General features: G+C 32.6%; 25 protein-coding genes, 4 tRNA genes and 2 rRNA genes (2 of these 31 running past the window's edge). 6 read left to right on the forward strand and 25 right to left on the reverse strand.

The annotated features are described in order from the left end of the window. The 3 genes in view from egtB to KM029_RS12140 are tightly spaced (at most 31 nt apart) and all read left to right on the forward strand, a layout consistent with a single transcriptional unit that may run on beyond the window. Positions 1 to 740: the 3' portion of an ergothioneine biosynthesis protein EgtB gene (gene egtB, locus KM029_RS12130; RefSeq protein ID WP_144073534.1), read on the forward strand. The gene continues 412 nt to the left of window position 1, outside the view; 740 of the gene's 1152 nt are visible here — the last part of the coding sequence; the start codon falls outside the window, past its left edge; its stop codon occupies positions 738 to 740. A gap of 22 nt (positions 741 to 762) precedes the next feature. Beyond that, entirely contained in the window at positions 763 to 1701 is a 939-nt protein-coding gene (egtD, locus tag KM029_RS12135) for an L-histidine N(alpha)-methyltransferase (RefSeq protein ID WP_144073535.1), read from the forward strand. Between the two features lie 31 nt (positions 1702 to 1732). Continuing rightward, the gene (locus KM029_RS12140; protein ID WP_144073536.1) at positions 1733 to 2194 is read left to right on the forward strand and encodes a DUF4268 domain-containing protein; all 462 of its coding nucleotides are present in this window, start codon (positions 1733 to 1735) and stop codon (positions 2192 to 2194) included. Positions 2195 to 2257: 63 nt separating this feature from the next. Here the strand turns inward: KM029_RS12140 and KM029_RS12145 are convergent, their stop codons facing one another. The 11 genes from KM029_RS12145 to KM029_RS12195 all read right to left on the reverse strand — a co-directional run bounded on the left by KM029_RS12145 (position 2258) and on the right by KM029_RS12195 (position 8416). After that, a complete protein-coding gene (locus KM029_RS12145) occupies positions 2258 to 3775 on the reverse strand; it encodes a SulP family inorganic anion transporter (protein ID WP_144073537.1) in 1518 nt (505 codons plus the stop codon). 204 nt (positions 3776 to 3979) lie between these two features. After that, positions 3980 to 4951, reverse strand: coding sequence for a 6-phosphofructokinase (pfkA, locus tag KM029_RS12150; protein ID WP_144073538.1), 972 nt, complete (start codon positions 4949 to 4951; stop codon positions 3980 to 3982). A 35-nt stretch (positions 4952 to 4986) separates the two neighbouring features. Then, positions 4987 to 5805 (reverse strand): pyrroline-5-carboxylate reductase, encoded by an 819-nt coding sequence (proC, locus tag KM029_RS12155; protein WP_144073539.1) that lies wholly within the window; start codon positions 5803 to 5805, stop codon positions 4987 to 4989. Positions 5806 to 5925: 120 nt separating this feature from the next. Then, positions 5926 to 6918 (reverse strand): signal recognition particle-docking protein FtsY, encoded by a 993-nt coding sequence (gene ftsY / locus KM029_RS12160; protein WP_144073540.1) that lies wholly within the window; start codon positions 6916 to 6918, stop codon positions 5926 to 5928. A gap of 225 nt (positions 6919 to 7143) precedes the next feature. Beyond that, positions 7144 to 7296 (reverse strand): DUF4295 domain-containing protein, encoded by a 153-nt coding sequence (locus KM029_RS12165; RefSeq protein ID WP_144073541.1) that lies wholly within the window; start codon positions 7294 to 7296, stop codon positions 7144 to 7146. A gap of 2 nt (positions 7297 to 7298) precedes the next feature. Then, positions 7299 to 7481 carry a 50S ribosomal protein L33 gene (rpmG, locus tag KM029_RS12170; RefSeq protein WP_126617740.1) on the reverse strand — a complete coding sequence of 61 codons (183 nt, stop codon included), beginning with the start codon at positions 7479 to 7481 and terminating at the stop codon, positions 7299 to 7301. Positions 7482 to 7527: 46 nt separating this feature from the next. Further along, on the reverse strand, positions 7528 to 7764 hold the full coding sequence (rpmB, locus tag KM029_RS12175) for a 50S ribosomal protein L28 (protein ID WP_144073542.1): 237 nt from the start codon (positions 7762 to 7764) through the stop codon (positions 7528 to 7530). Positions 7765 to 7967: 203 nt separating this feature from the next. Beyond that, positions 7968 to 8040: transfer RNA gene (locus KM029_RS12180), tRNA-Thr, on the reverse strand. Between the two features lie 62 nt (positions 8041 to 8102). After that, positions 8103 to 8178, reverse strand: a tRNA-Thr gene (locus KM029_RS12185). 45 nt (positions 8179 to 8223) lie between these two features. Beyond that, positions 8224 to 8296 (reverse strand) — tRNA-Thr (locus tag KM029_RS12190). 47 nt (positions 8297 to 8343) lie between these two features. Next, positions 8344 to 8416: transfer RNA gene (locus tag KM029_RS12195), tRNA-Thr, on the reverse strand. Positions 8417 to 8546: 130 nt separating this feature from the next. Between KM029_RS12195 and KM029_RS12200 the strand changes: the two genes are divergently transcribed. After that, a complete protein-coding gene (locus KM029_RS12200; RefSeq protein ID WP_144073543.1) occupies positions 8547 to 9269 on the forward strand; it encodes a TVP38/TMEM64 family protein in 723 nt (240 codons plus the stop codon). A gap of 41 nt (positions 9270 to 9310) precedes the next feature. Here KM029_RS12200 and KM029_RS12205 read toward each other — a convergent pair whose 3' ends face one another. The 7 genes from KM029_RS12205 to KM029_RS26930 form a co-directional block, all read right to left on the reverse strand. Continuing rightward, positions 9311 to 10192: a hypothetical protein gene (locus KM029_RS12205; protein WP_144073544.1), complete on the reverse strand. Its 882-nt coding sequence runs from the start codon at positions 10190 to 10192 to the stop codon at positions 9311 to 9313. 97 nt (positions 10193 to 10289) lie between these two features. Further along, complete coding sequence (locus KM029_RS12210) at positions 10290 to 11516, reverse strand: CHASE2 domain-containing protein (protein ID WP_144073545.1); 1227 nt, start codon at positions 11514 to 11516, stop codon at positions 10290 to 10292. An 88-nt stretch (positions 11517 to 11604) separates the two neighbouring features. After that, a complete protein-coding gene (locus KM029_RS12215; protein ID WP_144073546.1) occupies positions 11605 to 11808 on the reverse strand; it encodes a hypothetical protein in 204 nt (67 codons plus the stop codon). An 85-nt stretch (positions 11809 to 11893) separates the two neighbouring features. Then, positions 11894 to 14254, reverse strand: coding sequence for a WG repeat-containing protein (locus KM029_RS12220; RefSeq protein WP_144073547.1), 2361 nt, complete (start codon positions 14252 to 14254; stop codon positions 11894 to 11896). 23 nt (positions 14255 to 14277) lie between these two features. Next, on the reverse strand, positions 14278 to 14892 hold the full coding sequence (locus KM029_RS12225) for an NUDIX hydrolase (RefSeq protein ID WP_144073548.1): 615 nt from the start codon (positions 14890 to 14892) through the stop codon (positions 14278 to 14280). A 76-nt stretch (positions 14893 to 14968) separates the two neighbouring features. Next, positions 14969 to 15349 carry a glycine cleavage system protein GcvH gene (gene gcvH, locus KM029_RS12230; RefSeq protein ID WP_144073549.1) on the reverse strand — a complete coding sequence of 127 codons (381 nt, stop codon included), beginning with the start codon at positions 15347 to 15349 and terminating at the stop codon, positions 14969 to 14971. Between the two features lie 142 nt (positions 15350 to 15491). Next, the gene (locus KM029_RS26930; protein WP_240050351.1) at positions 15492 to 16067 is read right to left on the reverse strand and encodes a hypothetical protein; all 576 of its coding nucleotides are present in this window, start codon (positions 16065 to 16067) and stop codon (positions 15492 to 15494) included. Here KM029_RS26930 and dxr point away from each other — a divergent pair. Further along, positions 16000 to 17085, forward strand: coding sequence for a 1-deoxy-D-xylulose-5-phosphate reductoisomerase (gene dxr, locus KM029_RS12240; protein ID WP_240050341.1), 1086 nt, complete (start codon positions 16000 to 16002; stop codon positions 17083 to 17085). The two genes, KM029_RS26930 and dxr, sit on opposite strands and share 68 nt — an antisense overlap. A gap of 62 nt (positions 17086 to 17147) precedes the next feature. Beyond that, on the forward strand, positions 17148 to 18500 hold the full coding sequence (gene rseP / locus KM029_RS12245) for an RIP metalloprotease RseP (RefSeq protein WP_144073552.1): 1353 nt from the start codon (positions 17148 to 17150) through the stop codon (positions 18498 to 18500). A 60-nt stretch (positions 18501 to 18560) separates the two neighbouring features. Here the strand turns inward: rseP and KM029_RS12250 are convergent, their stop codons facing one another. From KM029_RS12250 to KM029_RS12280, 7 genes are all read right to left on the reverse strand, one after another. Continuing rightward, the gene (locus KM029_RS12250) at positions 18561 to 19553 is read right to left on the reverse strand and encodes a TerB family tellurite resistance protein (RefSeq protein WP_144073553.1); all 993 of its coding nucleotides are present in this window, start codon (positions 19551 to 19553) and stop codon (positions 18561 to 18563) included. A gap of 41 nt (positions 19554 to 19594) precedes the next feature. Then, positions 19595 to 19900: a thioredoxin gene (trxA, locus tag KM029_RS12255; RefSeq protein WP_144073554.1), complete on the reverse strand. Its 306-nt coding sequence runs from the start codon at positions 19898 to 19900 to the stop codon at positions 19595 to 19597. Positions 19901 to 20034: 134 nt separating this feature from the next. Next, on the reverse strand, positions 20035 to 21594 hold the full coding sequence (locus KM029_RS12260; protein ID WP_144073555.1) for an Rne/Rng family ribonuclease: 1560 nt from the start codon (positions 21592 to 21594) through the stop codon (positions 20035 to 20037). Positions 21595 to 21967: 373 nt separating this feature from the next. After that, positions 21968 to 22837 carry a tetratricopeptide repeat protein gene (locus tag KM029_RS12265; RefSeq protein ID WP_144073556.1) on the reverse strand — a complete coding sequence of 290 codons (870 nt, stop codon included), beginning with the start codon at positions 22835 to 22837 and terminating at the stop codon, positions 21968 to 21970. An 81-nt stretch (positions 22838 to 22918) separates the two neighbouring features. Then, entirely contained in the window at positions 22919 to 23269 is a 351-nt protein-coding gene (locus KM029_RS12270; RefSeq protein WP_240050295.1) for an HU family DNA-binding protein, read from the reverse strand. Positions 23270 to 23509: 240 nt separating this feature from the next. Then, positions 23510 to 23621, reverse strand: a 5S ribosomal RNA gene (rrf, locus tag KM029_RS12275). A 123-nt stretch (positions 23622 to 23744) separates the two neighbouring features. After that, positions 23745 to 25000, reverse strand: a 23S ribosomal RNA gene (locus KM029_RS12280) (it continues 1621 nt past the right edge of the window).

The raw sequence follows: 25000 nt of genomic DNA on the forward strand, positions 1-25000 counted from the left end.
TGATTACTGATTTAAAGTTATTGTTCTTTAGTCATCCATTTAAAACTCAGTACAAACCAAATGGGAGTTTGCTTGAAGACATAATTAATAAGGAAAAAGATAATTGGATAAACATTAATGAAGGTATTTATGAAGTTGGTTTTAAAGGTGAAGGATTTTCTTATGACAACGAACACGGAGTACACAAGGTCTATTTGCAACAATTTCAAATTTCACAAAATTATGTTTCAAATAAAGAATATATAGCTTTCATAAAAGATGGTGGATACAATCGTTTTGAACTTTGGTTAGATGAAGGGTGGACTTGGGTAAAAGAAAACAACATCACACACCCTTTATATTGGGAACTTATAGATAATAATTGGTGTCAATTTACACTTGGAGGAGTTCAAATTATAAATCCAAATAGTATTCTAGGACATATCAACTTTTATGAAGCTGAAGCTTTTGCACGTTGGAAAGGGATGCGACTACCCACTGAATTTGAATGGGAAGTTGCCTCTGAATATTTTAATTGGGGAAAACGATGGGAATGGACAAATAGCGCGTATTTACCCTACCCAGGTTTCAAAACAGCTGAAGGTGCTTTAGGTGAGTATAATGGTAAGTTTATGATTAATACAATGGTCCTAAGAGGAGGAAGCGTAGCAACCTCCCCTAATCATAGTAGAAATACTTACAGAAACTTCTTTCATCCTAATTATAGGTGGCAATATTCAGGAATTAGATTAGCTAAATAATTAACTCAAAAAATACCGGATAATGATAATTGAAAAAACTCTTTTTGCAAAACATGTTGATGAAGGACTATCATCTAAAAATAAATACTTGTCATCAATGTATTTTTATGATACTAAAGGCGAATTACTCTTTAGAGAAATCATGAATTTAAAAGAATATTATCTCACAAATTGTGAAATGGAAATTTTAAGTTTTCATGGAAATGAAATTGCTGAATCACTCCCGTCTCAAAATTTAGATATTATTGAATTAGGCGCAGGTGATGGAATCAAAACAAAAGAACTCCTTAAACATTTTGATTTCAATAGTATTAGTTACTGTCCAATTGATATTAGTGAGCAAGCAATTAGAGATATAACTTCGAAAATGAAAGAATGGCTACCTAGCTTAAAAGTAAATGGGATTTGTGGAGATTATTTTCAAATGATTAGCTCCCTGAAAAGCTCAAATAAAAAATTGATTTTATTTCTTGGCTCAAACTTAGGAAATATGTCTGATAGCCAAGCTAGTAATTTTATAGAGCATCTTGATAAAGTAATGAATATTGGAGATAGTCTTTTTATTGGTTTAGATCTTATTAAAGCAAAAGAAATTGTTCTCCCTGCCTATAATGATAATAAAGGTATTACTGCAGCTTTTAACTTAAACCTTCTAGAAAGAATGAATAGGGAGTTAAACGCAAATTTTATTATTGACCAATTTGAACATTATGCTTCTTATTCAGAAGATACTGGCATTGCTAAAAGTTATATCAAAAGCAAAAAAAATCAGACCGTATTTATTGAGGCATTAGAACAATCTTATGAATTTAAAGAGGATGAATTAATACATACAGAAGTAAGTCGTAAATACGATTTAAACATTGTTCGACAAATAATTAAAAATACTTCTTTAAAATTAACTCATCAATTTACTGACCATAAGCAGTATTTCACTAATTTGATTTTAACAAAATCATAGTTCAGTTATTTAATACAAAAATTAATATTACATGTTTTCTAAGGAAGAAGCGTCTAAGATTAGATCAGAATTTTGGACTAAATTTGGAAAAATGATGGCACCTCATAGATCACAAGGTGGAGCCAAAGTAAATTGGACTAACTATAAAACTGGAGTTAAAAATATTTATTTTAAAATGGATGTAGATAGCAAAAAAGCATCTATAGGTATATATCTAACTCATAAAGATGTAGAAATCCAAGAAATCTATTTCCAACAATTTGTTGATATGAAAGACTATATGCAGTCAATTTTAAATGAAAAATGGGAATGGGAATTAAATTCTAGAAATGAAATAGGCCAAGTAGTATCTAAAATATATATTGAAAAACATGGTTTAAATATGTTCAGAAAAGATAATTGGGCAGATATCTATCAATTTTTACAGCCAAGAATATTAAAACTAGATGAGTTTTGGGATGATACAAAAGAAGTATTTAAAAGTCTAGCATAAAATAAAAATGGGTTATTTACATTGTGTAAATAACCCATTTTTATTTTATGTATAATAATATGATTAAGCATCATAAACAACAGCATAATGAGGATCATGATCATGATCTATCTCTACATGAGATTTTGCTTTTGCTAAAAGATCTACACAATCTTGACTTAAATGAATAAAGGTAACTTCTTTACTATATTCTTCATATTTATCAGAAATTTTATTGATTGCTTCTATTCCTGACAAATCAGCTACTCTACTTTCTGAAAAATCAATAATCACCTTTTCTGGATCATTTTTAAAATCAAACTTCTCAAAGAAATTAGTAGCTGAACCAAAGAATAACGGACCATAAATTTCATAATGTTTACGTCCAAATTCATCTGTTTTCTTTCTAGCACGAATACGAACTGCGTTATCCCAAGCAAATGATAAGGCTGACATAATAATACCAATAACTACTGCTACCGCAAGATCTTCTATTACAGTTACAATAGATACAGTTAACAGCACAATAACATCAAACTTTGGAACCTTATTTAATACTCTAAGACTAGACCACTCGAATGTACCTATTGCTACCATAAACATTACACCTACTAATGCAGCAATTGGAATTTGTTCTATCACAGATGATAAAACAATTACAAAAGATAATAATGCTACTGCAGCTATAATACCTGACCATCTTTGACGAGCTCCTGATTGAATATTAATCATTGATTGACCAATCATGGCACAACCACCCATTCCACCAGTGAATCCTGAAATTATATTACCTAAACCTTGAGCAACACTTTCACGATTACCACTACCTCTAGTTTCTGTAATTTCATCTATTAATGTTAACGTCAAAAGACTTTCTATTAAACCTACACCTGCAACCTTTAAAGAGAATGGTAAAATTATCATCAATGTTTCCATATCAAAAGGAACATTTGGAATAATAATAGAAGGCAAACCACCTGAAATAGAAGCCATATCACCTACAGTTGGTGTTTCTATACCAAAACCGATTACTATACCACTTACTACTGCAATTGCCATTAATGGCGATGGAACTACTTTAGTTAATTTTGGTAGGTATTGTATTACTAGCATTGCTAAAACAACTAATCCTAACATGATATATAAAGGAGAACCAGACATCCATTCACCTGCTTTTGTATGGAACTGACTAAATTGAGCTTTAAAAATTACGATTGCTAATCCATTTACAAAACCCAACATTACAGGGTGAGGAACTAAACGAATAAATTTACCTAATTTCATTGCTCCAACTAAAATCTGAAAGATACCTCCAAGAATTATAGCAGGAAATAGATAATCAACCCCTTGAGTTGCAATTAAAGGCATTACTACAACCGCAATTGCACCTGTAGCTCCTGAAATCATACCTGGTCTACCACCTAAAACTGCTGTAACTAATCCCATTACAAATGCCGCATATAATCCAATTAATGGAGACACACCTGCAATGAATGAAAAAGCAATAGCTTCGGGAACTAAGGCAATAGCTACAGTTAATCCAGATAGAATTTCAGTTTTGAAATCTGTACCTTTTAAACTTAATTGAATATTTTGTTTCATTAGTTTACGAAATGTTTACTCAAATTTATTTTGAGCTTTGTTTGAAAGTTGAGATATTATATGTTTTGACTTTAAGTAGTCGTTTGTTTCTGAATACTATAGAATCACATTGGAGTGAATATTACGATATAAAAAAAGGAATAAACGCAAAACTACTGTTTTATACGTTTATTCCATATTTTCTTTTCAGAATAATACTGAATATTAGCTATTTAAGATTTTCACCATCTTAATTAAATCAACATCTAATGCCTTCTTCTTATTAATTGCATCGTTAAATGAAGTATAAACTACTTTATCATCAATGATACCAGACATTACATTATTCTTTCCTTTTAATAATCCTTCAACAGCTGCAATTCCCATTCTACTTGCAATAATTCTATCTATTGCACTTGGTGAACCACCTCTTTGAATATGACCTAAATTAGAAACTCTTATATCTAAGTTTGGCAAAGCTTCTTTTGCTTTTTGAGCAATGAAATGTGCATTCCCAATTTCTTCTCCTTCAGCTACAACAACAATGTGAGAAGGTTTTTCTTTTTCTCCTCCACTTTTTAATGTTCCGATAACATCATCAATTGAATCAGGGTTTTCTGGTACTAGAATCTTTTCAGCTCCACCACCAATACCGCATTGCATTGCTATAAAGCCTGCATCACGTCCCATCACCTCAACAAAAAATACTCTATCATGTGATGCTGCTGTATCTCTAATTTTATCAATCGCATCTAGTGCAGTATTTACAGCTGTATCAAATCCTATTGTATAATCTGTTCCATAAAGGTCATTATCAATAGTACCTGGGCAACCAATAGTAGGAATTCCAAAGTTTTCCATTAACAACTCAGCTCCTGTAAATGTACCATTACCTCCAATAGCTACAAGACCTTCAATTCCTTCTTTCACACAATTATCGTAAGCTACTTTTCTCCACTTAATATCTCTAAACTCATCACATCTAGCAGATTTAAGAATTGTACCTCCTTGACCAATAATATTACTTACAGAGTAAGAAGTCATTGGTACAAAGTCTCCATCAATCATACCTCTGTAACCTCTTCTTATACCTACAACCTCAATATTATGATACAAAGCAGTTCTAACGACTGCTCTCACACATGCATTCATTCCTGGTGCATCTCCACCTGATGTAAAAACGGCTATCTTTTTCACTGAAATATTCGGTTAATTAATTATAAATCGGTTTTCTATTTTTTATCAAAATCATCAGCAATTACATCTATTGCTTTAAAAGATGTCTTCACTCCCTTTATTAAAGAAGAACTAAATCCCTGATGCTCCATTTCATTTAAACCTGCTATAGTACATCCTTTTGGAGTTGTAACTTTATCAATTTCATGTTCAGGATGATTTCCTGTCTCCATTAATAAAGATGCAGCTCCTTTTACTGTCTGTGCAGCAATTAATTGAGAAACTTGAGCTCCAAAACCAATTTCGATTCCTCCTTGAGATGCTGCTCTGATAAAACGCATTGCATAAGCAATACCACAAGCACCTAATACTGTTGCGGCAGACATTAAACTTTCGTCAATAATAATTGCTTCTCCTAATTGAGAAAACAAATCTACTAACATATCTTTTTGTATTTGCGTTCCATTAACAGTTGCTATGCAAGTCATAGATTCACGAATAGCAATTGCAGTATTAGGCATAGATCTAAACACAGGCTGATTACTACCTAATACACCACTCATATCATCCAAAGTTACTCCCGTCACAACAGATGTTACAACTTGGCTTGATGATAATTCGGGCCTTAATTCTTCCATAATAGATTTTATCTGGAAAGGTTTTATTGCAAGAATAATAAGATCGGCATTTTTAACCGCTTCCTTATTATTATTAGAAACATTTACACCTTTATCAGACAATTTCTTTAGAAGAGAAATATTTCTTCTTGTTACAGTTAAATTCTTTGCCTCAATGTAATTACTTACAATTAATCCTTCAGCAATTGCTTGTCCTAAATTACCTCCACCGATAATAGTAATCTTGCTTGGTTTCATAATCAATTTGTTAGTTTAATAGAATAATTAATTCTCTTAGAATAAAAGTCTAAGGAATACACAAAAGAGCCATGTATTAGCTTATTAAATACATGGCTCTTTTTCATTTTTAGAATTTATTTATGATTTAGTAGCGTCTCTACCACCAAATAATGACTCTACAAATTCCATTTTTCGGAAAGCTTGAAGATGATCTACACCTTCTCCCACTCCTATATATTTTACTGGTATTTTAAATTCATCTGAAATACCTATCACAACACCACCTTTTGCAGTACCATCAAGTTTTGTTATTGCTAAACCTGTAACTTCAGTAGCTTTTGTAAACTCTCTTGCTTGATTTACTGCATTTTGACCTGTTGAACCATCTAATACTAAAATCACATCATGCGGCACACCAGGTGCAACTTTCTGCATTGATCTTTTTATTTTAGAAAGTTCATTCATCAAGTTAACTTTATTATGTAAACGACCTGCTGTATCAACAATAATAACATCTGCATTTGTTTCAACTCCTTTTTTAACTGCTTCAAATGCAACAGAAGAAGGGTCGACATTCATTCCTTTCGCTACAACATCAACTCCTGTTCTTTCTCCCCAAAGTTTTAATTGGTCAACAGCAGCGGCTCTAAACGTATCAGCAGCACCAAGTACTACCTTATAGCCTTTAGATTTAAACTTAGCAGAAAGTTTTCCAATAGTAGTTGTTTTACCAACACCATTAACTCCTACAACAAGGATTACATATGGACCTTCTATTCCTTCAGGAATAGTATACCCCTCTACATCCTCACTTTTATTCTCATCTAAAAGGCTAGCTATTTCTTCATGTAGAATTTTATTAAGTTCTGCTGCACTAACATATTTATCTTTAGCAACACGAGCTTCAATTCTATCAATAATTTTTAATGTAGTTTCTACTCCTACATCAGAAGTAACTAGAATTTCTTCCAGATTATCTAATACTTCGTCATCAACTTTAGATTTACCGGCAACCGCTTTACTAATCTTATCGAAGATTGTTCCACGTGATTTTTCAAGACCTTTATCAAGGTTTTCTTTTTCCTCTTCTGTGATCTCTGTTTTTCCAAAAATTTTCTTAAAGAAGCCCATTTTGTTGCTACGATTTAATCAAAAATTAATAAGGATGTATTACTCTACCTTATTGCGAAAATAACTCTCAAAAAGTTAGAATCCAATATGATATGCTTGATATATATTCAATATAAATGATTTCTTTAAATGTGAAAGATACATATATGAATATATAACAAAAAACCCCACAATCTTGTTGTGGGGCTTTTTCGAAAGAAATTTTAAAGCTTTCTACAAGAAAAATTACTTAGCTAAGTAATCTTTAACTTGATCTTCCACGATAATCTCTTCTTTGAACGTGTATGCACCCGTTTTAGGAGATCTCACGGCTTTCACCACTTTAGCGTATTTTACGCCACCTTCTTTCTTAAGTGTTGCTACTACTTTCTTAGCCATAATTACTTAATTTCACGGTGAATTGTGTATTTCTTTAATACCGGGTTGAACTTACGTCTTTCAAGACGATCTGGAGTGTTCTTACGGTTTTTTGTTGTGATGTATCTTGAAGTACCTGACATGCCAGTTGCTTTGTGCTCTGTACATTCAAGAATCACTTGTACTCTGTTGCCTTTCTTAGCCATGACTTATTCTTTGTGGTACTTTGTACCGAATTTAAACCAAGTTTAATTAGAAAGTTTTACCTTCTTTACGCGCTTTCTTCAAGACAGCTGAAATGCCATTCTTGTTGATAGTTCTTATTGCGCTTGAAGAAACTTTTAACGTTACCCAACGATCCTCTTCAGGAATGTAGAAACGCTTTGTGTGCAAGTTAGGGTAGAACTTACGTTTGGTCTTATTGTTTGCGTGAGAAACATTATTACCAACTCTCGTTCTTTTACCTGTAATATCGCAGATTCTAGACATCTTTTTATATTTTTAATTAACGAGTCCGCAAATAACTGAATTATTTCATAAACATCAAATAATCAACAACTTACATCAAGTAAGTTTTCAATACATTAACGAATACTCCATTATTCAGAGCGTTAATAATGAAAAAAACCCACTCAAAAGCTATATCACACGAAATATATAATATTGCCTTTAAAAGGGTTTTCATTACTATGAGCCTCCTATAGGAGTCGAACCTACGACCTACTGATTACAAATCAGTTGCTCTACCAGCTGAGCTAAGGAGGCAATACATATTTCGTCTTTAACCCAGCGCCGAATTTGTTTCCAAATTGCCTGACTCCAAGACATGGAGCCTCCTATAGGAGTCGAACCTACGACCTACTGATTACAAATCAGTTGCTCTACCAGCTGAGCTAAGGAGGCGTTTCAAATCAATCCGCACGTCTTGCGAATGTTTGAGCTATATTGAGCCTCCTATAGGAGTCGAACCTACGACCTACTGATTACAAATCAGTTGCTCTACCAGCTGAGCTAAGGAGGCTAATAATTTATATAATACGACCACACGTTTTGTGGAAGATTTAATAGAGCCTCCTATAGGAGTCGAACCTACGACCTACTGATTACAAATCAGTTGCTCTACCAGCTGAGCTAAGGAGGCAATACATATATCAAAAACACCGTTTCTGATAAAAGCGATGCAAATATAGATTCTTAAATTTAAATACACAACTATAAATAGTTTTTTTTTACCTTGCAGTACACAAATTGACATTTATTCAGAGAAAGATATGAGAATTAAAGACCTTAAAAATATTATTAGCCAAAATCTATCATCTTTTTCTGTTGGAGGAGGACTAAGTATTTTACCAATAATTACCAGTTCTAGTATTGCTACAATAGGCTTTGCTTATGAAAATACTATTCAAAACTTCCCAATAGAGTATTGGATTGTATTCTTTATTTGCTCCAGTTTTACAATGGCATTTGCATTAACTCCTACAACTTTTATGGCATTGTTCACCGGTTATTTTTTAGGTTGGAATGCACTTATAGGCATGGTCCCTGCCTATATAATTGCAGCATATTTATGCTATTTTGTTGTAAAATGGATTGATCAAGGGAAATTTAGCAAATCAATTGAAAAATACCCTATTGCTACTGTCATTATTAGGACCGTTCATAAATCTCCATTAAAAATTGTAGCCTTTACAAAGCTATCTCCCATACTTCCTTTTGCTCTTAGTAACTTACTATTAGCTTGGGCTAAAACTCCTATCAAAGAGTTTCTTTTAGGTAGTTTGATAGGGATGTTACCTAGAACTATAATATCAATATGGGTAGGTAAATCTATTGTTGACATTCAAGATTTATCCAATCCAAATACAAATACATACACACAACTTATTGTTGGTGGGTTAATTATATTATCTATAGCTGGTCTAACACAAATTTTCACAAAGAGTATTAATAAGGAAATGGAAGCATTAAAAAAAAGCCACCAAGATGATTAAATCATCAAGGTGGCTTTTAAAACACGTTTTTCTTTTAGGTATTAACTACCATATCTAGTTTGGAAGTTTTGATACATTTTTACATATTGCTCATCTCCATTAGATAAACTTATTGCTTGTTCATATGCTGTAGATGCATTCACAATAAACCCTTTATCCTCATAGTATTTTGCAAGTATCAATTTACCTATTGCAGTTTCATTAGATTTTAGTTGTTCTAATTCTTTTGCAGTTTCTTCTGTATCTCCATCATTATATACTGTGAAAGCATATAAGTCAGATGCTATTTTATTATTTTTTGCATCTTCTACATAGTAAAATAAGTATTTCTCTTCATTTAACTTTGCATCATTTAGATTTAAAGTATATTCTGAACCTGTAACTTCATCTTCTAATAAGATATGGTGCTTTCTATCTTTTATAAAGATTTTATATGTACCATTTTCTGAAGGACCATCTTTTAATGCCCAGCTTAAATTAATTTCTGTTTTTATTGCATTTGAATTAATAGGAACATAAAAATATATTGGCTTTTTCTTTAAAGATCTTGTTACAGATCCATATTTTGCCTGTGTAGATGCTTCTTCACCAGAGCCTGTTAATTCATCTTTAATAAAGTCAACGTATCTAGATACTAAATCATTTTCTTTTTGACTTAACTGACTCTCTAAAGTATTAACTTCATATTTCCCTGATTTCTTTAATTCAAGAGTACCTCCAGAAATATACGCTAAGCCTAAATAAGGTGATGTTCCTTTTATTGTTACTTCTTGTCCAGAAAGTAACATATCTCCTGTATGAATATTTTCTCCTCCAATAGAAACGTCTCCTTTCACACCTAAAACCATAAACTTAGCTTCTTGTGCAGATACATTAAATACAATTAAAAGAGTTGATATAAATGTTAGCAATTTGAATTTCATAATGCCGTGAATTTTATAGTAGTTCTGTTTTTTAATTTTAAATCAAGTAATTATACATACGATAATTTTCATTAAAAGTTATTTGCAATTTACAATTTTATATTTTCTTCTTCCACTTCTTTTTCACTCCATAGAAAACTCTAAGTAAGATTTCTGAAAATATTTCAATTAAATCACCCGAAAGTATTACAACAAGGAACAAAAGAGTGAAATTTGCATGATAATTAAATGTACCAAATAATAACATTGTTAGCGAAAGAATTACAAGTGCTTCAATTAATTGAATAGATTTTGTAATTGCATTGTACCAAACAGACAGATTTCTATTTTCTACAATCCACATAAATAATACAGCATTTAGATAACACATTAAAAAAGCTAAAAAGTAGCTTAACCAATCTGGCATCACATCAATGTAGCTCTCATCTAAAATCATAGATATTACATTTGCATGTACTACTACCCCGTACATATCAGGATAACCACGTCCTACCACATTTTTATTTAATGGAGTAAAAAATTTATCTGCATCCCAAAATCCATCGGTATATTCGTTACCCATGTAACCTAATAATACAATTTTATCTTTTATAAAAGAGAAGTCTCTTGATTCATCTTTAAAATCAGAAAGATCAAGTTTTATATACTTATCCAGATTTCCTTTAAAATAGATTGTTTCTCTTTCGTTATTTCTATCAAGGAATTTTTTTGTTTTTTCTGCATCAAATTTTTCTGCAATTTTTACAGATAGTGCGTATTCTCTATCTCCATTTTCAAAATCAACATACACAGGAATATCTCTCCATGTTGTGAAAATTTCATCTGTTAAGACTCCTGTGAAGACATGACCATGATCTGTTTTTGCTACAAAAGGTGCGTAAGGTAATTTCAAAGTATCGAACATTGCTTTACCTTCATTCCAATCTGCAGGGGCTGTAGCCATTACAAAAGATTTACCTACTTTATTTAATGCTTGTGCTAACATAAAATCACCAACAGGATCTTTTGGTCTTGGTCCAACAAAAGTTGCGTCAATACCCATTACCTTTGGTTGAGCATCTGCTAACCTCATTATTTGCTTAGCAATACCTTTTCTATCTAAATTTCCAATATTTACTAAAACCACATTTTTTTCAAATGCTTCTTTTTTATTATCGCGAAGCTTTGAATAGTAAATATCTGTAAGCTCAAAGTTTTCAAAAACTTGCTCAAAAACATTAAATATTTCGACTTGTACATTTGAGACTTGTAATAGTCCCATAAATGCAAAAACAAAGATAGTTGCAAACAGTGCGTCTTTATTGAAGAGTTTTATTTTAGTCATAGTGTTATGTAAAGTATATGCATAAAAATGCCTCTATTTACTTTAACGCAAATAGAGGCATAATAATATATAAAACGATGTCAATTATCTAACTTTGTATATATAAATCAACTGAACCATCAGAATATTTTTCAACTTGAACACCATCCATTAAAATTGATAAATTATTAGATTCCTTTAATATATCTTTTTTATTAATATCATGTATAACTTCACTTTCATGAATATTAAAAGCAAAAGAGCAAAACAATAAAATAAAAAAAGGAAGTAATATTTTAATTGAATTTGTCATAATAGGTGATTTGGTGTAATTAATTAAACTAATTATAGATAGTTTTCGTTACACTTTCGCTTATAACAAATCATAACATATTTAATTACAACAACTTAACACTCAATTCCTCACCTTGATGTTTTAAAGAGAACCATTCTTTATTTGATAATAATTTTACACTATGATATCTCTGGGGCCAAATTAAAAAACCATCAATTCTATCAACTCCAAGTTTACCTTGCTCACTTACTATAACATAGTTATTACCTAGATCAATTATATTATCATATTTACCATAAATTCCTTTAATTCCACCAGGAGTGTATATCCCCATTTCTCCTCCCTTTTCCCATACATACCAATTATTATAACTTGTACGCTTTACATTTTCATAGTTAAGAGGAATAATAATTTTACCAGAACTGTTTATTACACCCCATTTATTTAAAAGCTTTGCTTTAGCCATATCTTCTTTTAAAGGCATTAATTCTTGGTATTTAGGTTGAAGTACTATTTGATCTTCTTTATTAATATATCCCCATCTATTATTTAACTCAAAGGCAGATAACCCTTCAGAAAATGGTTTTACTGCTTGATATCTACAGGATAATCTCATTCGACCAAGATAATCCATAAAACCATATCTATCTCCAACTTTCACAGCTGCAAACCCTTCTGTTGGTTCCTCTACATTAGAATACTGTTGGTATGCATCCCTTAATGGTTCTCCGTCTTCATTAAATACAGATTTATATAACCATGTACTATCAAGATACATATCTACTCTATCATTCTGTAAATGTGATAAATCTAAGGAGTCATATTTTGTATGAAGTGATAACTCTCCTTTATTAGTTAGAAGTCCATAATTTCCTCTTCTTTTCATAACAACAAAACCATTTGTAAATGATTCTACTGTTGCTGAATCTGTTCTAAACCATTCAATACCTTTAATACTTAAGGTTCCCCATTCTTGATTATCTTCAAAGTAATAAAGGCCTTCTGATATTGTTTTTAGGCGATCAACAATTGGTGTAATTTCCCATTTCTTTTCTAAGTCAATAACTCCATAATAATCTGAAGTACGAACTACTGCATATGGACCAACAAAAGATTCTGCATCTTTAAATTGAGGTGATATCCATTCTGACAAGTCTGCATTTAGATAACCATATAACCTGGCTCTTCGAACTAAATACTTTCCTTGAGAGAACTCTCCTATCATATCATACTTATGCTTTGTTAAATTCTCTCCTTGTTTGTTATATACATCAGGGTAACTTTCTTTATCTAAAGTCCAATAATGCCCCGTAGGCATTCTTTTTATACTATTATATTTTACTGGTATTATTAAAGCTCCATTTACATCGCATACACCAAACTTATTATTTTTCTTTACGATAGCTTGGCCATCAATAAAATCACTGACTTCAGAATAAAAATTATAAAACTTATTTATACCTTTTGAAGTCGCTACACCTACTTTACCTGATGTATAATATCTAATAAGACTATCACCTGCAAAAGATAAACTATCACAGTACCAAGTTGAAAGTAACTCCCTATTTGTATTCCCCAACTCAATTTGTGGGAATTTTTCTGCAATTATGGATGAATCGTCAAAAGAAATAGTTTTGCATTTTGTTTCAAAAATAACATTCGCATTTTCATCCAATAATCCTAAACGACCGTTTCTATTTAGTAGTAATTTCTTTTGTTTATGATACCACTTCCAATTTGAATAAAATTCTTCTGAATAATGTTCTCCATTATGATAAACAAAAAGCCATTCCCCTTTTTGAGTCATTGCCGCTAATAACTTGTTACCTGCCCATTTTACTGTTATATAGTCAAGAGGTAAAACCCACTCTCCTTTTAAATTGATAACTCCTTGAACTCCATTATTTTTTGCAACTAACAACGGTAAACCTCCTGCTAAAAATCGTAGACTTTGAAAAGTTATTGGAATAATTTCTTTTCCATTCGTATCAACAGCACCTAGCCTACCTTTTTTGTTTTCTACAATAGATACTCCATCAGAAAAATAATTAAGGTATTTAAATTGAGGTGATATAATTACTTTTCCTTTAGTATTGATGACACCCCAAACACCATTCTTTTTTACTCCAACTAAACTTCCATAAAAAAGTGGTGCTCTTGTTGTATCTGCATCATCCGACCATCCAAACCTATCATAATATTGATTTGTTATTATCTTTCCTTTGGTATTAATTAGGGAGTATCCGCTTTGTGTTTTTATTACAGCTATTCCTGTATTAGAAAAATTAAAAGCATTCTCAAATTGAGGGGGTATTTTCCATTCAATTTCTGCTTCTTTTTTAAAACCATATAAGCCTGAATCATCAGCTTGAACCGCTTTTAGATTTTGTGCATTACTAATTGTTGTACAACTAATAAATACAATTAATGCTATGATAGTTTTTTTGATATATATTATATTCATTAAAGGAATCAATTCATGCAAAATTATTTGACAAATGCTTTTATAACATCCTTAATAGACTTGTAGGTATTTATCAGTACTATATTATTGATATCATTAATGTTCATCCACAAGACTTCTTCAATCCCTTCTTCTACTTGAGGTTGTTCATTAAAACTTTTTTTTGCTACAGTCATAGTATACCAATACGTGTGTTTTAATACATATTTTCCGTTAAACAGATATGTATGATATGTTTCAATTAAAGGTGCTATAATTTTAGAAGGGACTCCGGTTTCCTCTTCTACTTCTCTTGTTGCACAAGTTTCTAAGTTTTCATCTTTCTCAAGATGTCCTTTGGGTATATCATAAACTCCATTTCTTTTAATAATTAAAAGCTTTTCTTCGTTGCAGACAATACCTCCTGCTGCAATACGAACTTGAAATTTACTTAATAATGCTTCTTTTTCTTTTTTTAAATTAGATGTATAAAAAAGATATTTTGGAGATCCAGAAATATCTCCATTTTCTGCAGCTAGATACCTTGACCATAAAGTGTCTGCAGAAGCATTACCATAAATAATATATTGATTTTCTTTTGGGTGTTTATCAGTACTTGCTCTTAGCTCGAAAGATATATTTCCTGTATAAAACTGCATAAGTAGGGTTATTTAAACTAAAAAAGAGTTGAACAACATGTGCACAACTCTTCTTTTCTTATCTAAAAAAAGAAATTTAGTTAGCAACTTCTTTTTGATACGCTTCGCTATCCATTAAAGCTTCAACCTCTGATAAGTCTGAAACTTTAATTTTAATCATCCAACCTTCACCGTAAGGATCTGAATTTACTAATTCAGGAGCAGAGTCAATTGCCTCGTTTATTTCAACAACTTCTCCGTTCACTGGCATAAATAAATCTGAAACAGTTTTTACTGCTTCTACAGAGCCAAATACTTCACCTTCTGCAACTTCTTCGTCTTCAGATGTAATATCAACATAAACAATATCTCCTAATTCACTTTGAGCAAACTCTGTGATACCGATGTATGCAAATTCACCTTCAACACGTACCCATTCGTGATCTTTAGTATACTTTAATTCTGCAGGAAAATTCATAATTTTTTACTAAGTATGTGATTATTATTTTATGGTCATCTTCATCGAGATAAAAATGAATACTCAAAGAAACAACGAAAGTGAGATATATCCAATAGTATTGAAGGTATAAAAAAGTTATTTATAATAAATCTTTCTTAAGCTATGGTTTAATAGCTTCTACTAAAAATTTTATTGTATTTAGTTCTACTGTTGTATTCCCTATTTCAAGTTTCATTTGAAGCAAAATATCTTCTTTTTTAGGTATTATTAGTTGTTTTTGAATTAAAAAATTATTGCTATCTGTAGCACATTCTAAAGACAAATCAACTAACTTATTCAAAAGTGAATCTTTATTCTCTAAACGTACAATAACATATGTATAGAGTAATGCTTTTGGACTTTTCTTTTGGGCTGATACGTAAATTTCATCATCATTTATTATATCTACCCATGTTTCATCAAGAGAAATTCTATTTTCTTGGGCAAAACATGAAAATGTTTGTAATGAAATCATAAAAAGCATACATAAAATAGCTTTAGGTGCTAACTTGTACCCTCTAAATTGATTCGCATATTTTGCGATGCTAAAAAAGAAAGATTTTATGACTTTAAAATCAATTGCGATACTTGGATCTACAGGATCAATCGGCACACAGGCACTTGATGTAATCCGAGCAAATTCAGCTCTTTTTTCTGTGAGTATTTTATCTGCAGGAAATAATGTTGACCTTCTCATTCAGCAATGTATTGAGTTTCAACCAAAATATGCCATCATTGGCAATAAAGACAAGTTTACAATCCTTAAAGAAGGACTTAAAAATACAAATGTAATTATTTTAGCTACAGTTGATGGTATTTGTGAAGCCTTAGAACAAGCTCAAACTGATATTGTATTAACTGCTTTAGTTGGTTATGCTGGTTTGAAGCCAACATTAACAGCTATAGATAAAGGAATTACAATTGCCCTAGCAAATAAGGAAACCTTAGTAGTGGCAGGAGAGTTAGTTACTCAAAAAGCCAAAGAGAATAATGTTTCAATTATACCAGTTGATTCTGAACACTCTGCTATATTTCAATGTTTAGTTGGAGAAGAAAATAATCCTATAGAAAAAGTTATTTTAACTGCTTCTGGAGGACCTTTTAGAGGAAAAAAAAGAGATCAGCTATTAGGTGTAACAAAAGCTCAGGCTTTAAAACATCCAAACTGGAGTATGGGTGCTAAAATTACTATAGATTCTGCATCTCTAATGAACAAAGGTTTAGAAGTTATAGAAGCTAAGTGGTTATTTGAGGTTGAAGACAATCAGATTGATGTTGTTGTTCACCCTCAATCAATTGTACATTCCCTTGTTCAGTTTGAAGATGGAAGTTTAAAAGCACAATTAGGGTTACCAGATATGAAACTACCTATACAATATGCTTTAGGTTATCCTAAAAGACTTCCGTCTAATTTCGAAAGGTTTAATTTTTCAGCTTACCCAACCTTAACCTTTGAAACACCTGATAAGGATACATTTGTAAACCTTAAATTAGCTTATAAAGCACTTAATGAAAAAGGAAACTCAGCTTGTATACTGAATGCAGCAAATGAAATTGCTGTTGAACGTTTTCTAAATGATGAAATCAAATTTTTAGAAATAGCTGAATTAAATGCTTATTGTATGGAAAATTATAAGCATATCTTAACTCCTAGTTATAAAGACTACGTCCAAACTGATACAGACGTTAGAGAATTAGCAAAGAGTTGGAAATAAAATAATTATTATCACATGCATACAATCTGTTTTATCAAATTGTATGTGATTTTTATGTAAGAATGGAAGGACTTATAATGGCCGCTCAGTTGTTAGCGGGATTATCAATATTAGTAGGAATACATGAATTTGGGCATTTCTTTGCTGCTAAACTATTTAAAATTAGAGTAAATAAATTTTATTTATTTTTCGACTTTTTATTCCCATTTCCAAACCTTTTAAAATTTTCTATTTTTAAAATTAAAAGAGGAGATACGGAATATGGTTTAGGATGGTTCCCAATGGGTGGCTATGTTGATATAGCTGGAATGATAGATGAATCTAAAGGTGCAGATGATTTAGAGTCAGAACCGCAACCTTGGGAATTTAGAACTAAACCTGCTTGGCAACGTCTAATTGTTATGCTTGGAGGTATAATAATGAACGTTATTACAGGTATTATCATTTTTATAGGTTTAGCTTACAGTACAGGTGAACGTTTTATACCAATTTCAGAAATTAACAAATATGGTATTTACGCTAGTGAACTTGGAGAGAAAGTAGGGTTAGAAACAGGAGATAAAATTGTTAACCTAAGTGGAAAAGATGCTAAACAATTTAGAGATTTAGTTGATCCTAATTTTTTATTAGAAGAGAATAGTTATATCACTGTATTACGAGACAACAAAGAAGTTCGAATATCAATTCCTAAAGAAATGATAGAATGGATGAGTGAAGATAAGTACAAAAAGATGTCTTATGTTTACCCTAGAGATCCATTTTATGTTAAGAGAGTTTTACCTGCAACACCTGCTGATAAAGGCGGTTTAAAAGCAGATGATATTCCGATTGCTATAAACGGAAAAGACCTTCCTTATTTTAATGAATTCAGGAAAGAATTAGAAATTCAATCTGGAAAAGAAATAGAACTTACTGTTCTTAGAAATAATCAACCATTAAAACTTCAAATTAGAGTATCTGATGAAGGTACACTTGGGTTTGAGATGAGGTCTAGATTGAAAGCTGAATATAAAAACTACTCTTTTTTAGAAGCTATTCCAGTTGGAACTCAAGAAGCCTTCAATGTAATTACTGTACAAATAAAAGCTTTTGGTAAATTATTTAGAGGTGAAGTTTCTGCAAGTAAATCTGTAAGTAGCCCTATTGGTATTGCTGAGGTATATGGAGGAACATGGCATTGGATTCAATTCTGGACAATCACTGGTATGTTATCAATGGTATTAGCATTTATGAACTTATTACCAATACCTGCATTAGACGGTGGCCATGTCGTATTTCTAACGTATGAAATAATTACAGGTAGAAAACCATCTGAAAAAGTATTAATGGTAGCACAACAAATTGGAATGCTAATATTATTATCAATTATGGTTTTTGCATTTGGAAATGATATTTTTAAATTAATTTCTAGATAAGATAAATATCATATTCCATAAAAAAACTCTTCAGGTTATTAAATCTGAAGAGTTTTTTTATTAATTATATTCAAATAATGTAGTCCGCATTTTAGCAATTTTTGCTTCTGTATCAACTAGATAATAAATCGTTTGTGCTATATCATCTGTGATATCTAAAAGCTTAGCAACTCTATCTGTTGCATCTTTCTCTTGCTCAGGAAACTCAGCATCTGCACTTGCCATCTTAATAGCGTTATATAATAAAGTTCTTTTAAAATTGATGGTTACATCTACTTTTAAATTATTAATTACTTCCTCTAAATTTCCACTAGAAAAATCATATTCCATCACTTCCTTAGCTATTTCTTCTGGAGTATTAGATACCTTAACAAACTGCTCTAAGTACCAGTTTTTTTCAGCATCAGAAATAACACCATCAGCACCGGCTATTATCATTAATGCAAAACCATAATTTTTTTGTGTCTGTTCACAAGTTAATTTAACACCAAATGTATTTCTTTCTAATATTGAAGCAGGCTTCATATTTAATTTATCAAGATCAACAATAGGATAACCTTCTTCTTCTAATTCAAAAAGAGATTTTCTTATCATCTCAAGTGATTTCTCAGTGTTTACTAATCCTTCAATAGTTCTAGCAATAAAATAAGGAACTCCCAATATTTCGGCAGCTTTCCAAACAGCTTCTTTTTCCTCTCTAGAATAAACATTATCTGCACGAGCCATCATTACAGCATCATATACTAATGTTCTTTTATAATTCATCGGAACATTAATATCTAAGTTGGATAATAACTCTGTTAAATCAACATTTTTAAAATCAAACTTTTTAATCTCTTCTATTTCATCATCAGAAGCTCCAATTACTTCTAGAAAATCAGAAAATACCCAATCTAACTCTTCTTGAGAGACTTCTCCATCTGCACCTGCAATTGCTAACAATGCTTTTACATAATCCATCCAGGTCTTAGATTGCACCTCCTTACAAGAATGAATTGTTGTTGCTAATGGTGACGCTTGTATTATTTCTTGATCTATATTGAATTCAGCCATACACAGTATTTATAAATATATTACAATTACGTGTCTAAAATCTAATTAGACAAATGACGCTCTAATATTTTTAAAAGTTCATGTTCTGGTAAGACACCGGAATTTCGCCAAATTATTTTTCCTTTATGAAACAATATTAATGTGGGGATACTTTTAATCTGATACTTCAACATTACAGATTGGTTTTTATCAGAGTTGACCTTTACAACTTTTAATCTATCTCCTAATTTTACTTTTATTGATTTAATAGTTGGAGCTAACATATGGCAAGGTTGACACCAATCGGCATAAAAATCAACTAAAACAGGTACATCAGATTTATTAATTAGGTTACTAAACTTAGACATGTTTTATTCTATTTAATGAAACAATAAAAATTATTTAACGAGAACACATTGAAATAGTTTCATATGTTTATTTATTGAAAGTTTATATAAAAGAAAAGCTTCTACCACATCTTGTGTGATAGAAGCTAATCAGATCATTTTAAAGAAATTTCTTCATCATGATGATCAAAAAACTTGTATTCAGATAGTCCTAATGACGAATCTTCAAATATTTTAATCCATTTGAAATGTTTAAAGAACCATTTCATTCTTCGAGAAGGAAAACCTCCTGTAAAGTAAGAGAATAAGTATGGATGAACACCAACTTTAATTTTTTGGTCGTTCTGATTCTCCATTAGGTGCATAATCTCTGCCTCTATTTGATCTGCAATTGCAATCGAGGCCGTTATTTTACCTGTTCCATTACAAGTTGGACACTTCTCTTTAGTTACTATGCTTAATTCAGGTCTCACACGCTGCCTTGTGATCTGCATTAAACCGAATTTACTCAATGGTAAAACTGTGTGTTTAGAGCGATCTGCTTTCATCTCCGCCTTCATATGCTGATACAACTTTTGCTTGTGTTCAGCTTTCTTCATATCAATGAAGTCTATAACGATGATGCCACCCATATCACGTAAACGTAATTGACGAGCGATTTCTGTAGCAGCCTCTATATTTACGTTGAATGCAGTAGCTTCTTGATTGTTCTCTGCATTCGACTTGTTTCCACTATTAACATCAATCACATGAAGGGCTTCAGTATGTTCTATTACTAAATATCCTCCACTTCCTAAGCTAACAGTTTGTCCAAAGAGTGTCTTTAATTGCTTTTCGATACCATGGTGCTCAAAAAGCTTTGCTTTACCAGAATAGAATTTCACTATACCGGCTTTGTCTGGTGCGATTTGCAGAATAAAACGTCTTATTTCTTCATATGCATCCTTGTCATCGACAGTGATACTATCAAAAGATTCATTTAAGATATCTCTCAACATTGAAGTAGCACGATTTATTTCTCCAATTACTTTCTCTCTAGGTTTTGCAACTTTAAGTTTTTCAACACCTTCCGCCCATTTTAGGTTGAGGTCTCTTAAATCCTTATCTAGTTCAGATACTTCTTTTCCTTCTGCAACTGTTCGTATAATTACTCCGAAATTTTCAGGCTTTATAGAATTCACAAGCTTTAATAGCCTACGCCTTTCTCCTGCGTCTGTAATTTTCTTAGATATATTGACAGTATTACTAAAAGGAACTAGTACTAAGTACCGTCCTGCTAAAGAGAGTTCACATGATAATCTTGGTCCTTTTGTTGATATTGGTTCTTTAACAACCTGAACCATAATCTTTTGATTTTGTTTCAGGACATCATTGATTTTACCAAGTTTATCAATTTCAGGTTCTAGACGAAACTGCTTTAGGTTTTCACTCACATGTTTGTGGTGCTTACCCTGTGCCAGTTTAATATATTTCAAGAGTGATTTTACTTTTGGACCTAAATCCAAGTAATGTAAGAAGGCATCCTTTTCGTATCCTATATCTATAAATGCAGCATTTAGACCAGGAACTACTTTACGAACAACTCCTAAATAGATATCACCTACTTGAAATTTTGTTTCGTCATTATCATAGTGAAGTTCTACCAGACTTTTATCTCGCATAAGGGCAATTCTGCTTCCTTCTTGCGTTGAATTGATAACTAATTCATTACTCAACTCGATAAAAGTTTAAGGTTAATAATTAATTTATAAGTACATACAATGTATGTGTATCTACGTTTAGATACTCCACTTTTTTATAATGAAAAACCTTGTCCTAGATTCACTAGAGCAAGGTTATCATTAAGTTGCGACTAGAACATTACTTTTTCTTGTGTCTGTTCTTTCTAAGTCTTTTCTTTCTCTTGTGAGTCGCGATCTTATGTCTTTTTCTTTTCTTACCGCAAGGCATATTTCTTACAGTTTACGTGTTTGAAATCTTTTCTAAAATACATTCAATCAATGAACTCATTAACTGAACGAATGTGCAATTTATAACAAAAATTGTAGAAAGACGAATTTAATATCCATTTTTCTACTTTTATTTACATTAATTCACCCATTCTGCAAGATATTGTGAAGAAGTCACTCGAATATCCTCAGAATCAGCATTTTTATTGATGAATTCCAATTCTTTTATTGCTTGATTTTTCTTACCAACTTCTTTCAAAGCTAAAGCCAAATAAAACCTAGCTTCCATATCTTCAGGATATAATTTTTTTAGTTGTTCAAATCTACCTACAGCTTTATCATATTGTCCAGATTGCATTGAAAGTAAGCCTAAATTAAAGATTGCTAACTGATGATTTGGTTCTTCTGCAATTACTTCTCTTATTAAAGTAATCCCTTGCATTGGAGATGAAGAAACTACATAAGTCATACCTAACTTAACCTTCGAATTTAAATCCTTTGGTTCTAATTTTAAATATTGATTATAATTAGATCTAGCTAAGCTAGCCATCTTACTTGATTTTTCTTCACTCATTGCAAAAGTAAAGGCATCATAATAAGCATCGGCTGCAGATTTGAGATCTTCTGATTTATCCGTTACCCCATATAATGCTAACTTCCACTCTGCGGCACGATCAAATTTATTCATTCGAATCAATAAATCATATGCTTCATTTGCAACAGTTATTTTATTTTGAGTTCCCTTTCCACTCTCAAAACTGTCTTGAAGTGAGTCAAGTTTACTTTGTGTATCAGCCGGTAACTTCTCTGAATGAGCAGAGGCCATATCTACTTTATTACTTCCATGGTCATGCCCATCGTCATCACTATGTTGTTCTGTTTGAGCCGTACTTTCGTTGTTTTCAACTGCATTTGCACTATTATCTGTAACTACCGCTTTTGGTAAAAGTGCCAATACAATTATTAAAACTATTCCTATTCCTATTAGGCTATATTGTTTAGTTCCCATATTAAAATTGAGATTAAAAAAATGTCCTCATCTTACATTATTAAGATGAGGACAATTTATGCAATTCTTTGCAACTAAGTACTAGTTTTCGTTAATCAAACGTACTTTGTCACTACCTTTAATTTTTTCAACAAACTCTTTAGAAGGTTTGAAGCTTGGAATAAAGTGCTCAGGGATAGGAATAATTTCTCCTCTAGAGATATCTCTTCCTTTTTTACTTGCACGCTTTTTATTTACAAAGCTACCAAAACGACGGATGTAGATATTATTACCTTCTGCCATCTTGTCCTTCACTACGTTAAAGAAATCTTCCAATACTTGACCGACAACTTCCTTATCTACTTCAACCATAGTTGCTGCGTTTGAAGTTTGAGCTTCTTGACGCTTCTCAATTTTTCTGAGAATTTCTGTGATTACTTCTGCTTTAGTCACTTTAGTGATATTTTATATTTATAAGATCACCCTCAATTCTTCCGTTTACACTTTAAAGAATAAACATCTGATAAACAGAGGGCTGTTAGCCTAACTTGTACTTACAAAGGTAATAATCAATACGTTAAAAAAATAGTACTTTTTCATTATAACACACTGATTAACAAATTATTACAATAATAATTGCAAAAAAAAAGGTTAGTCAACATCATGTGTTAACTAACCTTCTATATATAATGAATGTGGCGTCGACCTACTCTCCCGGGGGTTAACCCAGTACCATCAGCACTGTGGGGCTTAACTGCTCTGTTCGGAATGGAAAGAGGTGAACACCCACGTCATTGACACCATCAATATCTTAATGTCTTTGATTATCGAATCTAATCACTAATGCAAAATAACTAATATAAATCAGTTATTTGACAGTGAAAAGGAAAAACTTTGCTAGCACTCTATTACTAGAGTGCTAACCGTAAAAGAAAAGCTATTGGGCGATTAGTACTTCTCAGCTGAATGTATCTCTACACGTACACTTGAAGCCTATCAACGTCATCATCTATAACAACCCTTATATGGAAATCTCATCTCGAGGTGGGTTTCGCGCTTAGATGCTTTCAGCGCTTATCCGCTCCACACATAGGTACCCGGCGATGCTCCTGGCGGAACAACCGGTACGCCAGAGGTGTGTCCAACTCGGTCCTCTCGTACTAAAGTCAGAGCCTCTCAAATTTCCTACGCCCGCAACAGATAGAGACCGAACTGTCTCACGACGTTCTGAACCCAGCTCGCGTGCCACTTTAATGGGCGAACAGCCCAACCCTTGGGACCTTCTCCAGCCCCAGGACGTGACGAGCCGACATCGAGGTGCCAAACCTCCCCGTCGATATGAGCTCTTGGGGGAGATCAGCCTGTTATCCCCAGAGTACCTTTTATCCTTTGAGCGATGGCCCTTCCATGCGGTACCACCGGATCACTATGTCCCACTTTCGTGCCTGTTCGAAATGTCTCTCTCGCAGTCAGGCTCCCTTATGCCATTGCGCTCTTCCGACGATTGCCGACCGTCGTGAGGGAACCTTGGAAAGCCTCCGTTACTCTTTTGGAGGCGACCACCCCAGTCAAACTACCCACCAAACAATGTCCGAGTATACACTCGTTAGACCGTCAAACAGGAAAGGGCGGTATTTCAACAATGACTCCAAAATGCCTGGCGACACTCCTTCATAGTCTCCCGCCTATCCTACACATTCCTGGCCAACGGCCAACGTTAAGTTGCAGTAAAGGTTCATGGGGTCTTTTCGTCCCGTTGCGGGTAAGCGGCATCTTCACCGCTACTTCAATTTCACCGAGCTCATGGCCGAGACAGCGTCCAGATCGTTGCACCATTCGTGCAGGTCGGAACTTACCCGACAAGGAATTTCGCTACCTTAGGACCGTTATAGTTACGGCCGCCGTTTACTGGGGCTTCAATTCAGAGCTTCGTCCTAAAACTAACTCCCCCTCTTAACCTTCCAGCACCGGGCAGGTGTCAGGCTATATACTGAATCTTTCGAGTTCGCATAGCCATGTGTTTTTGTTAAACAGTCGCCTGGACTTCTTCGCTGCGGCCTCTTACAAAGTAAGTAGGCGCCCCTTCTCCCGAAGTTACGGGGCTAATTTGCCTAGTTCCTTAGCCATGAATCACTCGAGCGCCTCGGATTACTCATCCTAACCACCTGTGTCGGTTTGGGGTAC

It is taken from the genome of Flammeovirga kamogawensis (assembly GCF_018736065.1).
GTDB lineage: Bacteria > Bacteroidota > Bacteroidia > Cytophagales > Flammeovirgaceae > Flammeovirga > Flammeovirga kamogawensis.

Excerpts from the sequence above, each read along its gene's own strand:
- egtD (WP_144073535.1), top strand. The coding sequence starts at position 763 with ATGATAATTGAAAAAACTCTTTTTGCAAAACATGTTGATGAAGGACTA.
- KM029_RS12140 (WP_144073536.1), top strand. The coding sequence starts at position 1,733 with ATGTTTTCTAAGGAAGAAGCGTCTAAGATTAGATCAGAATTTTGGACT.
- KM029_RS12145 (WP_144073537.1), bottom strand. The coding sequence starts at position 3,775 with ATGAAACAAAATATTCAATTAAGTTTAAAAGGTACAGATTTCAAAACT.
- proC (WP_144073539.1), bottom strand. The coding sequence starts at position 5,805 with ATGAAACCAAGCAAGATTACTATTATCGGTGGAGGTAATTTAGGACAA.
- ftsY (WP_144073540.1), bottom strand. The coding sequence starts at position 6,918 with ATGGGCTTCTTTAAGAAAATTTTTGGAAAAACAGAGATCACAGAAGAG.
- KM029_RS12165 (WP_144073541.1), bottom strand. The coding sequence starts at position 7,296 with ATGGCTAAGAAAGTAGTAGCAACACTTAAGAAAGAAGGTGGCGTAAAA.
- rpmG (WP_126617740.1), bottom strand. The coding sequence starts at position 7,481 with ATGGCTAAGAAAGGCAACAGAGTACAAGTGATTCTTGAATGTACAGAG.
- rpmB (WP_144073542.1), bottom strand. The coding sequence starts at position 7,764 with ATGTCTAGAATCTGCGATATTACAGGTAAAAGAACGAGAGTTGGTAAT.
- KM029_RS12200 (WP_144073543.1), top strand. The coding sequence starts at position 8,547 with ATGAGAATTAAAGACCTTAAAAATATTATTAGCCAAAATCTATCATCT.
- KM029_RS12205 (WP_144073544.1), bottom strand. The coding sequence starts at position 10,192 with ATGAAATTCAAATTGCTAACATTTATATCAACTCTTTTAATTGTATTT.
- KM029_RS12210 (WP_144073545.1), bottom strand. The coding sequence starts at position 11,516 with ATGACTAAAATAAAACTCTTCAATAAAGACGCACTGTTTGCAACTATC.
- KM029_RS12215 (WP_144073546.1), bottom strand. The coding sequence starts at position 11,808 with ATGACAAATTCAATTAAAATATTACTTCCTTTTTTTATTTTATTGTTT.
- KM029_RS12220 (WP_144073547.1), bottom strand. The coding sequence starts at position 14,254 with ATGAATATAATATATATCAAAAAAACTATCATAGCATTAATTGTATTT.
- KM029_RS12225 (WP_144073548.1), bottom strand. The coding sequence starts at position 14,892 with ATGCAGTTTTATACAGGAAATATATCTTTCGAGCTAAGAGCAAGTACT.
- gcvH (WP_144073549.1), bottom strand. The coding sequence starts at position 15,349 with ATGAATTTTCCTGCAGAATTAAAGTATACTAAAGATCACGAATGGGTA.
- KM029_RS26930 (WP_240050351.1), bottom strand. The coding sequence starts at position 16,067 with ATGAGAAGGTCAACATTATTTCCTGCAGATAAAATACTCACAGAAAAA.
- rseP (WP_144073552.1), top strand. The coding sequence starts at position 17,148 with ATGGAAGGACTTATAATGGCCGCTCAGTTGTTAGCGGGATTATCAATA.
- KM029_RS12250 (WP_144073553.1), bottom strand. The coding sequence starts at position 19,553 with ATGGCTGAATTCAATATAGATCAAGAAATAATACAAGCGTCACCATTA.
- trxA (WP_144073554.1), bottom strand. The coding sequence starts at position 19,900 with ATGTCTAAGTTTAGTAACCTAATTAATAAATCTGATGTACCTGTTTTA.
- KM029_RS12265 (WP_144073556.1), bottom strand. The coding sequence starts at position 22,837 with ATGGGAACTAAACAATATAGCCTAATAGGAATAGGAATAGTTTTAATA.